Origin of the sequence: Muricoccus radiodurans, assembly GCF_050154705.1 — a bacterium.
In the GTDB taxonomy this organism is placed as follows: domain Bacteria; phylum Pseudomonadota; class Alphaproteobacteria; order Acetobacterales; family Acetobacteraceae; genus Roseomonas; species Roseomonas radiodurans.
This window is the reverse complement of sequence record NZ_CP189561.1, coordinates 3,722,069-3,736,257: the sequence shown is the minus strand read 5'-3', so window position 1 is coordinate 3,736,257 and position 14,189 is coordinate 3,722,069. Positions and strand designations below refer to the sequence as shown.

General features: G+C 72.6%; 12 protein-coding genes. All 12 read left to right on the top strand.

What is annotated here, in order from left to right:
• Positions 1 to 36: 36 nt before the first annotated feature.
• The 12 genes from ACP6CK_RS17655 to shc all read left to right on the top strand — a co-directional run bounded on the left by ACP6CK_RS17655 (position 37) and on the right by shc (position 14,167).
• Positions 37 to 723 (top strand): GntR family transcriptional regulator, encoded by a 687-nt coding sequence (locus ACP6CK_RS17655; RefSeq protein ID WP_426954612.1) that lies wholly within the window; start codon positions 37 to 39, stop codon positions 721 to 723.
• 49 nt (positions 724 to 772) lie between these two features.
• On the top strand, positions 773 to 1,657 hold the full coding sequence (locus tag ACP6CK_RS17650) for an isocitrate lyase/PEP mutase family protein (protein ID WP_426954611.1): 885 nt from the start codon (positions 773 to 775) through the stop codon (positions 1,655 to 1,657).
• A 39-nt stretch (positions 1,658 to 1,696) separates the two neighbouring features.
• Positions 1,697 to 3,106 carry a 3-isopropylmalate dehydratase large subunit gene (leuC, locus tag ACP6CK_RS17645; protein WP_426954610.1) on the top strand — a complete coding sequence of 470 codons (1,410 nt, stop codon included), beginning with the start codon at positions 1,697 to 1,699 and terminating at the stop codon, positions 3,104 to 3,106.
• 1 nt (position 3,107) lies between these two features.
• A complete protein-coding gene (leuD, locus tag ACP6CK_RS17640; RefSeq protein WP_426954609.1) occupies positions 3,108 to 3,746 on the top strand; it encodes a 3-isopropylmalate dehydratase small subunit in 639 nt (212 codons plus the stop codon).
• A gap of 183 nt (positions 3,747 to 3,929) precedes the next feature.
• Positions 3,930 to 4,895, top strand: a complete 966-nt coding sequence (locus ACP6CK_RS17635) for a Bug family tripartite tricarboxylate transporter substrate binding protein (protein ID WP_426954608.1) — start codon at positions 3,930 to 3,932, stop codon at positions 4,893 to 4,895.
• Between the two features lie 108 nt (positions 4,896 to 5,003).
• Entirely contained in the window at positions 5,004 to 5,981 is a 978-nt protein-coding gene (locus tag ACP6CK_RS17630; protein ID WP_426954607.1) for a Bug family tripartite tricarboxylate transporter substrate binding protein, read from the top strand.
• A complete protein-coding gene (locus tag ACP6CK_RS17625; protein WP_426954606.1) occupies positions 5,982 to 7,916 on the top strand; it encodes a hypothetical protein in 1,935 nt (644 codons plus the stop codon).
• A gap of 240 nt (positions 7,917 to 8,156) precedes the next feature.
• Positions 8,157 to 9,164 carry a hopanoid-associated sugar epimerase gene (gene hpnA, locus ACP6CK_RS17620; protein ID WP_426959937.1) on the top strand — a complete coding sequence of 336 codons (1,008 nt, stop codon included), beginning with the start codon at positions 8,157 to 8,159 and terminating at the stop codon, positions 9,162 to 9,164.
• Between the two features lie 2 nt (positions 9,165 to 9,166).
• On the top strand, positions 9,167 to 10,318 hold the full coding sequence (locus ACP6CK_RS17615; RefSeq protein ID WP_426954605.1) for a glycosyltransferase: 1,152 nt from the start codon (positions 9,167 to 9,169) through the stop codon (positions 10,316 to 10,318).
• On the top strand, positions 10,315 to 11,202 hold the full coding sequence (hpnC, locus tag ACP6CK_RS17610) for a squalene synthase HpnC (protein WP_426954604.1): 888 nt from the start codon (positions 10,315 to 10,317) through the stop codon (positions 11,200 to 11,202). Before ACP6CK_RS17615 ends, hpnC begins: the two co-directional genes overlap by 4 nt.
• Positions 11,199 to 12,050, top strand: a complete 852-nt coding sequence (gene hpnD / locus ACP6CK_RS17605) for a presqualene diphosphate synthase HpnD (protein ID WP_426954603.1) — start codon at positions 11,199 to 11,201, stop codon at positions 12,048 to 12,050. The genes hpnC and hpnD overlap by 4 nt, the downstream gene beginning before the upstream one ends.
• Before the next feature lie 152 nt (positions 12,051 to 12,202).
• Positions 12,203 to 14,167, top strand: coding sequence for a squalene--hopene cyclase (shc, locus tag ACP6CK_RS17600; protein ID WP_426954602.1), 1,965 nt, complete (start codon positions 12,203 to 12,205; stop codon positions 14,165 to 14,167).
• Positions 14,168 to 14,189 lie beyond the last annotated feature (22 nt).

Below are 14,189 nucleotides of genomic sequence, written 5' to 3'. Positions count from 1 at the left end.
GTCGTGGCAGCGTCCGGCGATCGAGGAAGCGATCGCATGGCGACAGCGGACGAAGGGCGGAAGGGCATGGCGGCCCGGCGGGGCGGGGTGGTGGATCACATCGCCGCCGAGATGCGCCGCGCCATCGGCTCGGGCCGCCTCTCCCTCGGCCAGCGCTTGATCGAAGGCGACATGGCCCGCGAGTTCGGCGTCAGCCGCGGCCCGGTGCGCGAGGCCTTCGGGCGCCTCTCGGCCGAGGGTCTGATCGAGCTGGTGCCCCACCGCGGCGCCGTGGTGCGGCGCCTGACCCGCACCGAGGTCGCCGACCGCTTCCAGATCCGCGCGCAGCTGGAGGGACTCGCGGCCCGGCTGGCGGCCGGACGCGTCGCCGATCCCGCCCAGCGCGACCGCTTCCTGGAGGCGCTGCGCCCCGGGGAGGAGGACGCCGGCACCATCGCGGGGCTGCGGCGCGACAATTACCGCCTGCACGGCGCCATCGCGGAGATCGCGGGCAACCCGCTGCTGGCCACGATGGTCCGCCAGCTCTGGCTGCCCGCCGCGATGCTCGACCTGCGCGGGGCGCTGGACCAGCAGCACTGGCGGGAATCGACATGCGAGCACGACCGGATCGCGGAGGCCATCCTGTCGGGCGACGGCGACGCGGCGGAGGCGCTGATGCGCGCCCATCTGCTGCGCGCCCTGGGCACCATTCTGGCGCTGCCGGTCCGCGTCTTCGGACCCTGACCGGCCGCGCCGCGAGGGGCCGAGAAGGCCCCGGCGGAGGAGACGGGACATGAGCCAGGCGAAGCGGCTCCGCGAGATGCTGCGGGGACAGGGGATGGTCATCGCGCCCGGCGCCTATGACGGGATCACCGCGCGGCTCATCGACCAGGCGGGCTTTCCCGCCGTGTACATGACCGGCGCGGGCACGGCCGCGGCGGCCGGCTACCCGGACCTCGGCCTCGTCACCATGACCGAGATGGTGGAGAACGCGGGCCGGATCGCGGCGGTGGTCGGCGTGCCCGTCATCGCCGATGCCGACACGGGCTTCGGCACGGAGCTCCACGCCTACCGCGCGGTGCGGGAGTTCGAGCGGCGGGGCGTCGCCGCGATCCATATCGAGGACCAGGAATTCCCCAAGCGCTGCGGTCACCTCGACGGGAAGCAGGTGGTTCCGGCCGAGGAGTTCGTCGCGAAGATCCGCGCCGCCGCCGCCGCGCGGCTCTCGCCCGACTTCACGATCATCGCGCGCACGGATGCCCGGGCCACGCACGGCCTGGACGAGGCGATCGCCCGCGCCAACGCGGCGCTCGACGCCGGGGCGGACATGGCCTTCGTCGAGGCGCCGCAATCCGCCGAGGAGATGGAGGCCATCCCGCGGCGGGTGCGCGGCCCCTGCCTCCTGAACGTGCACCGTGGCGGCAAGACGCCGAACCTCGACCTGAGATGGGCCGAGGAGATCGGCTACAAGGTCGCGATCGTGCCCGGGCTGCTGCTGCGCAGCGTGGTCGGGATCTGCGAGCGGATGCTGGACGAGCTGAAGACGACGAACCGCCACCCCCTCCCCGTGCGGGAGTTCACCACCCCGGAGCTGCACGACCGCCTCGGCCGGGCCGAGTGGGACGCGCTGCGGGACCGGTTCAAGAGCGGGGAAGCCGGTCGGGCCGCGGCCGAATAGGCCGGGACCGGCCGGGCGCCAGGAGGGGAGGGGGAAGCGATGCCGGGTCCGCGGACGATGCTGGACAAGATCTGGGACGATCACCTCGTCCTGGAGGAGGACGGGCAATGCCTCATGATGGTGGGCCGCCATCTCGCGCATGACGGCTCCTATCACGGCTTCGGCGTGCTGGAGGGACGCGGGATGCCGCTGCGCCATCCCGACCAGGTCTTCGCCACCCCGGACCACGGCGTCTCGACCATCTCCCGCCGCGTGGAGGATATCGCGGACCCGATGCAGCGCCGCGTCGTGGACGTGCTTCACCGCAACGCGCAGCGCCACGGGTTCACCCTGTTCGGCCTGGACGACCCGCGGCAGGGCATCGTCCATGTCGTGGGACCGGAGCAGGGGATCACGCAGCCCGGCCTGCTGATCATCTGCGGCGACAGCCACACCTCCACCCATGGCGCGCTCGGCGCGCTCGCCTTCGGCGTCGGCGGCTCGGAGGTGGCGCATGCCCTCGCCACCCAGACGATCTGGCGCGCCCGGCCGAGGGCGATGCGCATCCTCGTGGAGGGGGAGCGGCCGCGCGGCGTCTCCGCCAAGGACGTGATCCTCGCCATCATCGCGAAGATCGGCGCGAACGGGGCGGTCGGCCACGTGGTCGAGTATGCCGGCGCCGCGATCCGCGCCATGAGCGTCGAGGAGCGCCTGACCGTCTGCAACATGTCCATCGAGGCGGGCGCGCGGGCCGGCATGGTAGCGCCCGATGAGACGACCTTCGCCTACCTCGAGGGCCGGCCCTACGCGCCGTCCGGCGCGGACTGGGACCTGGCCCTGGCTCACTGGAAGAGCCTGCCGAGCGACCCGGGCGCGTCCTTCGACACGGAGGTCCAGCTCGACGTCACCGCGCTCGCGCCCATGGTGACCTGGGGGAACAGCCCGGAGGACGCCGTGCCGGTGACGGCCCGCATCCCCGATCCGCGGCAGGCCTCTTCGGTGGGCCAGCGCGCCGCCATCACCGAGACGCTCGACTACATGGGCCTGTCCCCGGGCATGGCGCTGACCGATGTGCCGATCGATCAGGTCTTCATCGGCTCCTGCACCAACGCGCGGCTGGAGGACCTGCGCGCCGCCGCCGCCGTCGCGCGGCTCGGGCGGGCCGTGGTGCCGGCCATGGTCTCGCCCGGCTCCACCCAGGTGAAGCGCCAGGCCGAGGCCGAAGGTCTGGACCGCATCTTCCGCACGGCCGGCTTCGAGTGGCGGGAATCCGGCTGCTCCATGTGCGTCGGCATGAATGGCGATCTCGTGGGGTCCGGCAAGCGCTGCGCCTCCACCTCCAACCGCAACTTCCGGGGGCGCCAGGGCCAGGGCAGCCGCACCCACCTGATGAGCCCGGCCATGGCGGCGGCGGCGGCGCTGCGAGGGCGGATCACCGATGTCCGCGACCTCGTCCCGGAGATGGCGTGACATGGAGCCCTTCACGCAGCTGACCGCCATCGCCGCGCCGCTCGCGCTGCCGAACGTGGACACGGACCAGATCATCCCCGCCCGCTTCCTCCGCCGTCCGCGGGACGAGGGGTTCGGCGAGATGCTGTTCAACGACCTGCGATTCCGCTCGCCGGGCGAGGAAGACCCGGCGTTCGTGCTCAACCAGGCGCCCTATCGCGCGGCGAAGATCATCGTGGCGGACCATAATTTCGGCGGCGGTTCCAGCCGGGAGCACGCCGTCTGGGCGCTGGTGGATCACGGCATCCGCTGCGTCGTCGCGATCAGCTTCGGCGACATCTTCCACGAGAACTCCGTCAAGAACGGCCTGCTGCTGATCCGGCTCCCCGAGGAGAGGGTCGTCTCGCTCCGAGAAGCACTTCTCGCGTCGCCCGGTGCTACCGTCTCGGCCGATCTGGAGCGCCAGATCCTGACCGGCCCCGATGGCATCGCGACCCGCTTCGAGGTCGAGCCAGGGCGACGGAAGCGCCTGCTGCTCGGGCTGGACGATATCGGGATCACGCTGCGGCACGAGGCGGAGATCACCGCGGCCGAGAAGGCCTATCGCGCGCGGCGGCCCTGGCTGTTCCGGCACGCTCCGACGAGGGCTCAACAGGGCTGATGCAGCAAGGCTGTCCGCCTTCCCCGAGGGAAGCAGCGGGAGAGACAAGGAACGGGGCCGGTCATCGCGGACTGCTGAGACAGAGTTGGCTGCTGAAGCTTAATCAAGATCAACGTTCCAGGGTTCTACGACTGCTGGGTGCCGGTCATAGGACCAGATGAAACAAGGGGAGGATGGGTCGACATGGTCGTCGCGAAACGTCGCTCGGTTCTGACGACGCTCATGGCTGCGGCGGTCCCCCGCGTGGCGTTTTCCCAGCCGAACTGGCCGCAGCGCCCCATCCGCGTGATCGTGCCGTACACGGCAGGCGGCATTGCCGATACAGTGATGCGCATCCTGCAGCCGGCGCTGACCGAACGGCTGGGCCAGCCGGTCGTGATCGAGAACCGGACCGGAGCGTCCGGCGCGATCGCGGCCCAGCTGGTGGCAAGCTCTCCCGCGGATGGATACACCTTGCTGTTCGAGGGACCGAGCTTCGCGACGCTTCCTGCCGTCCGCCGTGACATGCCGTTCGATTACGAGAGGGCGTTCATGCCGGTGGCTCAGGCGACCACCATGCCATACGTTGTTGGCGTTCGCGCCGGCTTCCCGGCGCAGGATGTTGCGGGTCTGATCGCCGAGGCACGAAGGCGCCCGGGCGAGATCACCTATGGGACAACCGGCATGGCGACCCTTGGCCACTTCATGGGCGAGAACCTGCAACTCTCAACGGGCGTCAAATTGGAGATGATCGCCTTCCGCGGCGGCGCCGATGTCGCACGCGAGCTTCTGGGCGGGCGCATCGACATCGGGCTCCTATCCTATTCAAGCCTGCTGCCCGCCGTCGAACGGGGCGTGCGCGTCATCGCGAGCACCGCGGGACGGCCCATGGAGACCGCGCCAGGACTGCCGCTCATCGCCGATGTCGTGCCGGGCTTCGACATGACGTCGTGGATCGGCTTCTTTGCTCCCACGGGAACGTCCGCGGATGTGGTGGGACGAATCTCCGAGGCAACACGGCAGGCCCTCTCGGACCCGGAGATCCGCCGCCGCTTGTTCGCGGCAGGCTCGGAGCCGGTCGAGTCCGGTCCCGAGGACTTCGCGGCCCTCGTCCAGCGGGAACGCGAGACGGCGCGCCGCATCGTCGCTGCCACGGGCCTGCAGATCTGACAGGCCGGGGCATGGGATGTCGCGCCCACGCGCCGGTTGTCGCGCTGCCGGACGCCGTTCCGGCCCATTCGGCCTGAAGCCGCCCGGTAGACCCAGGAAGCGGAGGAAATGATGAACGAGAACCACGTCCGGCGTCGCGGGGTCCTGACCGGCGCCGCCGCGCTCCTGGCCACGCCGGCCCTCGCGCAGCGCCGCTGGCCGGAGCGGCCGGTGCGCTTCATCTTCCCCTTCACGGCGGGGTCGGCGGTGGATGTCGCGATCCGCATCGTCGCGTCCGACCTGTCGGAGCGGCTGGGCCAGCAATTCGTGGTGGACAACCGCGTCGGCGGCGCGGGCAATGTGGGCACGGAAGCCGCGGCGCGCAGCCGGCCGGACGGCGACACCTTCCTCGTGGGCACGCCGGGCAACATGGCGATCAATCCCGCCATGACGCGCAACCTGCCCTATGACGCGGCGCGCGATTTCGTCGCGGTCACGCATATCCTCTCCTTCCCGCAGGTCCTCGTCGTCTCGCCGGACCTGCCGGTGCGGACGCTGCCGGAGCTGACGGCCTACACGCGCGAGCGACCGGGACGGCTGAACTATGCCTCCTCCGGGATCGGCTCGACGAACCATCTGGCCATGGAGATGATCCGGGCCGCCACCGGGCTGGACGCCGTCCACGTCCCCTATCGCGGCGGCAACCTCACGGTGCAGGCCATCCTGAGCGGTGACGTGCAGATGTGCATCGAGGGGATCGTCTCCCTGCCACCCCTCCTGGCCGACAACAAGCTGCGCGCGATCGCCGTGACGACGCCTGTGCGCGCCCCGATGCTGCCCGACGTGCCGGCGGTCGCGGAGACGGTGCCGGGCTTCGATGCCAGCGCCTGGATCATCCTCTTCGCACCCGCCGGGACGCCGACGCCGATCCAGGAGCGGCTCGCGGAGGAGGTCCGCACTTCCCTGTCCCGCCCCGCCGTGCGCGACCGGCTGGTGGAGCGGGGCGGCACGGTGCTCGGCAACACGCCGGCCGAGGCGGCGGCCTTCCACACGAACGAACTGGCCAAGTGGCGCCGCGCGGTCGACGCCCTGGGGATCGCGGGCTGAATGACCGAACACCTGTTCCGGCCGATCACCCTGGCCGGCCGGACGCTGCCGAACCGGATCGCCTTCGCCGCGCTGACCACGCGGCTCCCGCGCGACGGGGCGGTCAGCGACGCCCTGATCGACCACCTGGAGGCCCGCGCGGCCGGCGGCGCGGCGATGGTCGTGACGGAGGCGCTCGCCGCCTGCCGGAGCTCGGCCCTGCCGGTCCGCGTCTCCGTCTTTGACGAGGACAAGCTTCCGGGCCTCGTGCGCCTCGCGGAGGCGGTGGGGCGTCACGGGGCCGCCCTGATCGGCCAGCTCTGGCACTCCGGCAACGCGCATCTCCGCGGCCGCCCTTCGGTGTCCGTCGGGCCCTCCGCCGTGGCCGACGCCTCCTCCTGGACGGTGCCGCGGGCGCTGACGGATGGCGAGGTGGAGGGCCTGGTCGAGGAATACGCCGATAGCGCCGCCCGATTGCAGCGCGCCGGATTCGCCGGGGTGGAGCTCTCCGCCGCCCACGGCTTCCTGCCGCTCCAGTTCCTCTCCCCTGTCACGAACAAGCGCGCGGATCGCTGGGGCGGCGATGTGATGGGCCGCAGCGCCTTCACCCGGGCGATCCTCCGCGCCATCCGCGAACGATGCGGCGCTGGCTTCATCCTCGGGCTGAAGCTGCCCGCGGATGACGGGGTTCCCGGTTCCATCACGCCGGCGGAAGCGGCGCGCCTGACCGCCCTGATCGTGGCCGACACCCCGCCGGACCTGATCTGCTACAGCCAGGGCAGCCACGGGCCGAGCCTGTGGATGCACTCCCCCGACATGCACGAGCCGCCGATGCCGTTCCGCGCGGCCTGGGCGCCGCTGCGGCAGGCGGCCGGGGCGGTGCCCATGGCGGCGATCGGCCGGATCACCTCGCCCGCCATGGCGGAGGCGACCCTCTCCTCGGGCGATGCGGACCTCGTGATGCTCGGTCGTCCGCTCTTCGCGGATCCGGAATGGCCGGCCAAGGTCCGTGCCGGAAGGGCCGCGGCGATCCGGCCCTGCATCTACTGCAACGCCTGCTGGGGCGAGATCCACCGCGGCGGCGCCGTCGCGTGCAGCATCAACCCGCGCGGCGGGACGGGCACCGATGTGCGGCCCGCGCCGCCCCGCGTCGCCGCGCCGCGTCGGGTCGTGGTGGTGGGGGCCGGCGTCGCGGGGCTGCACGCCTCGGCGGTCGCGGCCGAGCGCGGGCACCGGGTCACCCTCGTCACCGGGGGTCGGACCGGTGGTGCCGCGCGGCTGCATGCCCAGTTGCCGGGCTGCGGCGATATCGCGCCCTACCTCAAGCATCTGGACGCCCGTGCCGCCGCGGCCGGGGTGGAGCGCCGGGATGGGCCCTCCGCGACCGCCGATGCCGTCCTGGCGGACCTGGTGATCCTGGCCACCGGCGCGACCATGGTGCGGCCGCGGGGCGCCGGCCCCGACGCGCCGGACCTCCGCCGCGCCGTGGCGGAGCTCTCCCTGAACGGGCTGGTCCAGGACGGAACGGCGGTCCTGTTCGACCAGGACCACACGGCCGCGACCTATGCCGCGGCCGAGCTGCTGCTGGCCCGCTTCGCGCGCGTGGTCCTGCTCACCCCGCGCGAGACCATCGCCTCCGAAGTTCCACTGATCTCCGCCCAGGGCATCTTCCGGCGCTTCGCCCGGGCCGGGAAGCGCTTCACGCTGCTGCCCCATTCGGAACTCGCCGGCGCGGGCGACGGCACGGTGGCCGTGCGGAACGTCCTGACGGGCGAGGAGAGCGGGATCGACGACGTCGCGCTGGTCACCTTCTCCACGCCTCGGGAGCCGCGCCTCGCCCTGCGCGCCGGGATCGAGGCGCGCGGGATCCCGGTTCAGGTCGTCGGGGATGCGGTGATGCCGCGGTCCATGCTGTGGACGGTCCGCGACGCCCAGGCCGTGGGGGAGCAGGCCTGAGGCCCGCCCCGGGGAAGGCGTCGCCTTCCCCGGACCCCATTCACCAGGGGGCGAGCGCGCCCCCTGGACCCGCGTCGAACCAGATCGCGGGGTCCGGGGAGCACGCGCGGAAGCAGTGCTTCCGCCCCCCCGACGGAGGGTCTGGGGTCGAAGGCACTGCCTTCGACGAGCCTCCCGGTCTGGCCATCACCCGGCTATACCCCGCCGGCGCTCGATGGAGACACGTTGCCCTTGGCGGACATGAGCCTGCGTCCCGGCGATCCGGTCCTCGTCACCGGCGCGTCGGGTTTCCTCGGCTCGGCCGTGGCGCGGGCGCTGGTGGCCCGTGGGGCTCGGGTGCGTGCGTTGGTCCGCCCGACCAGCCCGCCGGGCAATCTGGCGGGCCTGGATGTCGAGCCGGTGCGGGGAGACCTCAGCGACCCGGCCTCGCTGGCGGCGGCGCTGCAAGGGGCGCGTTACCTCTTCCACGTCGCGGCCGATTACCGGCTCTGGGCACCCGATCCCGGCGTGATCCTGCGCATCAACGTGGAGGGGACGCGCGCCCTGATGGCGGCGGCGCTGGCCGCGGGGGTCGAGCGCATCGTCTACACCAGCAGCGTCGCCACTCTGCGGGTGGCCGGCGCCACCACGCCGGTGGACGAGACGGCGGCGATGGCGCCCGCGGAGGCGATCGGGACCTACAAGCGCAGCAAGACCATGGCCGAGCGCGTGGTGGAGGAGATGGTGGCCCGGGACGGGCTGCCGGCGGTGATCGTGAATCCCTCCACGCCCATCGGCCCGCGCGACATCCGGCCGACGCCGACAGGGCGCATGATCCTCGACGCCGCGCGGGGGAAGATCCCGGCGTTCGTGGAGACGGGGCTGAACTTCGCCCATGTGGACGACGTGGCGGAGGGCCATCTCCTCGCCTTCGAGCGGGGCCGGATCGGGGAGCGCTACATCCTCGGCGGCCAGGACGTGCCGTTGCAGGCGCTGCTGGCCGAGGTGGCACGGCAGACCGGGCGGAAGGCGCCGCGCATCCGCCTGCCGCGCGCACCGCTCTACCCGCTGGCCTGGGGGGCGGAGGCGGTGGCCCGGCTGACGGGGAAGGAGCCGCTGCTGACGGCGGATGCGCTGCGCATGTCGCGCTACCGGATGTTCTTCACCTCGGCCAAGGCGGAGCGGGAGCTGGGCTACCGCGCCCGACCCTTCGAGGAGGGCGTGACCGATGCCCTGGCCTGGTTCTGCGGGGCGGGGTATCTGCCCTGACCATGGGGGCGATACTCGGCCTGATGGCGCTGGCGGTCTGGCTCGTTCTCCTGCTGGGCCGGGGCGGGTTCTGGCTGGCGCGGGACCGGGACGATCGGGAGACGTTGCCGATGCCCTCCGCCTGGCCTGCCGTGGTGGCCGTGGTCCCGGCGCGCAACGAGGCGGACGTGATCGCCCGCTCCATCGGCAGCCTGCTGGCGCAGGATTATCCCGGCCCCTTCCGCGTGATCCTGGTGGATGACGGCAGCGACGACGGCACGGCCGAGGCCGCGCGCGGGGCCGCGGCGGCCTCCCCGAACGGGGACCGGCTGGAGATCCTGCCGGGCACGCCCCTGCCGGCGGGCTGGACCGGCAAGCTCTGGGCGCTGGAGAACGGCGTCCGGCGGGCCGGCGCCGAGGGCCCCGATTACGTCCTGTTGACGGACGCCGATATCGGCCACGCGCCCGACAACCTGCGCGCCCTCGTCGCCCGGGCCGAGCACGGCCGTCTCGCCCTGACCTCGCTGATGGCGGAGCTGTCCTGCGTCACGCCGGCGGAGCGCTTCCTCATCCCGGCCTTCGTCTTCTTCTTCGGGATGCTCTACCCCTTCGCCTGGGTGAACCGGGCGGACCGGCGCATGGCCGCGGGCGCGGGCGGCTGCATGCTGGTGCGGCGCGAAGCCCTGGAGAGGGCCGGGGGCATCGCCGCCATCCGCACGGAGATCATCGACGACTGCGCCCTGGCGCGGCGCCTAAAGGCACAGGGGCCGATCTGGCTCGGCCTCACCCGCCGGGCGCGGAGCCTGCGGCCCTATGGCGGCGTGGGCGAGATCGGGCGAATGATCTCGCGCTCCGCCTACGCGCAGCTCGGCTACTCGCCGCTGCTGCTCGCGGGGACCCTGGCCGGGATGGCGTTCACCTATCTCCTCCCGCCGGCGCTGGCGATTTTCGGGGCCGGGATCGCGCAGGTGGCCGGATTGGTGACCTGGCTGCTCATGACGGTCGCCTTCCAGCCAATGCTTCGCTTCTACCGGGTGTCGCCGCTCTGGGGTGTCGCGCTGCCGGTCATCGGGGCGGCCTACGCGCTCTTCACGCTGCAATCCGCCGTGCAGGTCTGGCTGGGACGGGGCGGGATGTGGAAGGGCCGGGCCCAGGCCCTGGCGGGGCGCGCGTGACGGGCGCCGCGGACCTCGCCTCGGGCAAGGGGCATCGGGACGAGAACTTTCCGGTTGCCTCGCGCCTCGTGCGGCCGGAGCTGCGTGGGCCGATCCTTGCCTTCTACCGCTTCGCCCGCGCCGCGGACGACGTGGCAGACCACCCCACCGCCCCGCCCGCCGAGAAGCTGGAGCAACTCGCCCGGATGGAGGCCGGCCTGCGCGGTGACGCCGGTGCCAGTCCCGCGGGGGAGGCGCTCCGTGCCGTGCTGCGGGAACGCGGGCTGACGGACGCGCACGCCCTCGACCTGCTGGAGGCCTTCCGCCGCGACGTGACGAAGCTGCGCTACGCGGACTGGGCGGAGCTGATGGACTACTGCCGCTACTCCGCCTCGCCGGTGGGCCGCTTCGTGCTCGATCTGCACGGCGAGCCCCGCGCCCTCTGGCCCCTGAACGACGCGCTCTGCACCGCTCTCCAGGTGATCAACCACCTGCAGGATTGCGGGAAGGATTTCGGCGCCCTCGACCGGGTCTATGTGCCCCTCGACGTCCTCGAAGCCGAGGGGATCGGTGTGGAAGCGATTGGGGCCGGGCAGGGATCGCCCGCCCTGCTCCGCGTGATCGCGGACCTGGCGCGGCGGACGCAGGGGTTGCTGGATCAGGCCCGGCCCTTCGCGGCCGGCATCGCCGACCGGCGGTTGGCACTGGAAGTGGGCGTGATCCAGGCCCTGGCCGAGAGCCTCGCCGCGCGGCTGACCCGGCGCGATCCACTGTCCCAGCGGGTGCATCACCGCCCCGTGGAGGCCGTCGGCCTCGCCCTGCGCGGTGCCCTGGGCGTCGCGGCCGGCCGGCTGGGGCGGCGCCTATCCGGCGGTCGCCTCCGCCCCTATGGCGGGCCGGGATGACCACCGAAACCCTCTCCGCGCCCGATCCCGCTGCCCTGCAAGCGAAGCTGTCCGGCAGCTCCTTCTACGCGGCGATGCGGCTCATGCCGCCGGCCGAGCGGGCCGCCATGTTCGCCATCTACGCCTTCTGCCGGATGGTGGACGACATCGCCGACGACGGAACCCGGCCGCGCGCGGCCCGGGCCACGGAACTGGATGGCTGGCGCGCCGACCTCGCCGATCTCTATGCCGGCCGCCCGGCCGGACGGGCGGCCTTCCTGGCCGGCCCGGTGCAGGATTTCGGGCTGCGCCAGGCGGATTTCCTGGCCGTGGTGGACGGGATGGCGATGGATGTTGACGCCGATCTCCGCGCCCCCGACCTGGAGACGCTCGACCTCTACTGCGACCGCGTGGCCAGCGCGGTGGGCCGGCTCTCCACCCGCGTCTTCGGGATGGCGGCGGAGCCCGGCCTCGCTCTGGCGCACGATCTCGGCCGGGCGCTGCAGCTGACCAACATCCTCCGGGACCTGGACGAGGACGCGGCGATCGGCCGGCTCTACCTGCCGCGGGAGCTGCTGTCGGCCGCCGGGATCGCGACCGACGATCCGGAGGAGGCCATCGCCGACCCGCGGGTCGACGCCGCCTGTCGCGCCCTCGCCGGGCGGGCCATCGCCCATTTCGAGGCGTCCGAGCGCCTGCTCCGGTCCCGGCCGGGCGGCCGGCTCCTCGCCCCTCGGTTGATGGGCGCGGTGTATCACGCGATCCTGAAGCGCATGCTGCGGCAGGGCTGGGCGCCGCCGCGGCAGCGGGTGCGCATCGGAAAGCCTCGGCTGCTATGGATGATCGCCCGGCACGCGGCGCTGGGGTGAGGTCCTGGCCCGGTCCGGCATGGCAGGCCCGTGCAGGCCTCGGCTGGACCGTCACCACCGCACGCGTCACCATGCCGGGACACGCCATCCCCGAGGAGACCACCGCAGGCCGGCATGACTGCCGCCGGACGGGCTGTTGAGACGATGCCGATATGACCGATGCACCGAGCGACGTCCTTCTGCCCCGCCGCTCCGTGCTGGAGGGGCTCGAGGCCGACATCGGCCGGGCGGCCCAGGCTCTGCACGGCCAGCAACGGCCGGACGGCCACTGGGTCTTCGAGCTGGAGGCCGACGCCACCATTCCCGCCGAATACGTCCTGCTCCGCCACCACCTGGCAGAGCCGGACGACCTCGAGCTCGAGCGCAAGATCGGCGTCTATCTCCGCCGCATCCAGGGCGAGCATGGCGGCTGGCCGCTCTTCCACGGTGGCGCCTTCGACATCAGCGCGTCGGTGAAGGCGTATTTCTGCCTCAAGATGATCGGCGACGATCCGGACGCGCCGCACATGGCGCGGGCGCGGGCGGCGATCCTGGCCCATGGCGGCGCGGGCCGGGCGAATGTCTTCACCCGCATCCTGCTGGCGATCTACGGCGAGCTGTCCTGGCGGCGCGTGCCGAGCATCCCGGTGGAGATGGCGCTACTGCCGCGCTGGTTCCCCGTCCACCTCTCCCGCATGTCCTACTGGGCACGCACGGTGCTGGTGCCGCTGCTGGTGTTGCAGGCGCTTCGCGTGCGGGCGCGCAATCCCCGCGGCGTGCACATCCCGGAGCTGTTCACCACGGAGCGCCGCCCGCGCAAGCGCGCCCGCACGCACCAGCACCCCGGCTGGGCGCTGTTCTTCAACGGGCTGGACGGCGTGCTGAAGGGGGTCGATCCCTTCTGGCCCCGCCGCCTGCGCCGCCGCGCTATCGACCGCTGTGTGGCCTTCGTGACGGAGCGGCTGAACGGGGAGGACGGGCTCGGCGCCATTTACCCCGCCATGGCGAACGCCGTGATGATGTACGACGCCCTCGGCTATGCGCCGGATCATCCGGACCGGGCCCTGGCCCGCCGTGCGATCGAGAAGCTGCTCGTCATCCGGGACGACGAAGCCTATTGCCAGCCCTGCGTCTCCCCGGTCTGGGACACCGCGCTGGCCGCGCACGCCATGCTGGAGGTGGGCGGCGAGGCCGCGGCGTCCGTCCCGGCCGCGCTCGACTGGCTGAAGCCCTTGCAGGAGCTGGAGGTGCGCGGGGACTGGGCGGAACAGCGCCCGCATGTCCGCCCCGGCGGCTGGGCCTTCCAGTACCGCAACGCGCATTACCCCGACCTGGACGACACCGCCGTCGTCGTCATGGCGATGGACCGCGCCCGCCGGCAGCTCGGCCTGGACGAGCGCTACGAGGAGGCGATCGCGCGCGGCGCCGAATGGACCGTTGGGCTGCAGAGCCGCAACGGCGGCTGGGGCGCTTTCGACGCCGACAACACCCACCACTACCTCAACAACATCCCCTTCGCCGACCATGGCGCGCTGCTCGACCCGCCCACGGCCGATGTCAGCGCGCGCTGCGTCAGCATGCTCGCCCAGCTCGGCGAGCCCGGGGACAGCCCGCGCATGCTCGCGGCCCTTCGCTACCTGGAGGGGGAGCAGGAGGCGGACGGAAGCTGGTTCGGCCGCTGGGGCGTGAACTACGTCTACGGCACCTGGTCGGCGCTCTGCGCGCTGAACGCGGCCGGCTTCGACGGAACGCGGCCGAGCGTCCGGCGCGGGGCCGACTGGCTCCTCTCCATCCAGAACCCGGATGGCGGCTGGGGCGAGGATTGCGCGAGCTACAGCCTGGACTACCGCGGCTACGAGCCCGCGCCGTCCACCGCCTCCCAGACGGCCTGGGCGCTGCTGGGCCTGATGGCCGCCGGCGAGGTGGACCATCCGGCGGTGGCGCGGGGCATCGAGCATCTCCGCCAGACGCAGGACGAGACCGGGCTCTGGCCGCAGGAAGCCTACACCGGCGGCGGCTTCCCGCGCGTCTTCTACCTTCGCTACCACGGCTATCCGAAGTTCTTCCCGCTCTGGGCCCTGGCGCGCTACCGCAATCTCCGGCGCGCCAACGACCCGCGCGTGGCGCACGGGATGTGACGGTGTTGCGCGGGCAGCCCCG

Bases quoted from the DNA above. Each gene is read 5' to 3' on its own strand.
- hpnD (WP_426954603.1), top strand. From the start codon at position 11,199: ATGACCACCGAAACCCTCTCCGCGCCCGATCCCGCTGCCCTGCAAGCG.
- ACP6CK_RS17630 (WP_426954607.1), top strand. From the start codon at position 5,004: ATGATGAACGAGAACCACGTCCGGCGTCGCGGGGTCCTGACCGGCGCC.
- leuD (WP_426954609.1), top strand. From the start codon at position 3,108: ATGGAGCCCTTCACGCAGCTGACCGCCATCGCCGCGCCGCTCGCGCTG.
- ACP6CK_RS17625 (WP_426954606.1), top strand. From the start codon at position 5,982: ATGACCGAACACCTGTTCCGGCCGATCACCCTGGCCGGCCGGACGCTG.
- hpnA (WP_426959937.1), top strand. From the start codon at position 8,157: ATGAGCCTGCGTCCCGGCGATCCGGTCCTCGTCACCGGCGCGTCGGGT.
- ACP6CK_RS17650 (WP_426954611.1), top strand. From the start codon at position 773: ATGAGCCAGGCGAAGCGGCTCCGCGAGATGCTGCGGGGACAGGGGATG.
- shc (WP_426954602.1), top strand. From the start codon at position 12,203: ATGACCGATGCACCGAGCGACGTCCTTCTGCCCCGCCGCTCCGTGCTG.
- ACP6CK_RS17655 (WP_426954612.1), top strand. From the start codon at position 37: ATGGCGACAGCGGACGAAGGGCGGAAGGGCATGGCGGCCCGGCGGGGC.
- ACP6CK_RS17615 (WP_426954605.1), top strand. From the start codon at position 9,167: ATGGGGGCGATACTCGGCCTGATGGCGCTGGCGGTCTGGCTCGTTCTC.
- ACP6CK_RS17635 (WP_426954608.1), top strand. From the start codon at position 3,930: ATGGTCGTCGCGAAACGTCGCTCGGTTCTGACGACGCTCATGGCTGCG.
- leuC (WP_426954610.1), top strand. From the start codon at position 1,697: ATGCCGGGTCCGCGGACGATGCTGGACAAGATCTGGGACGATCACCTC.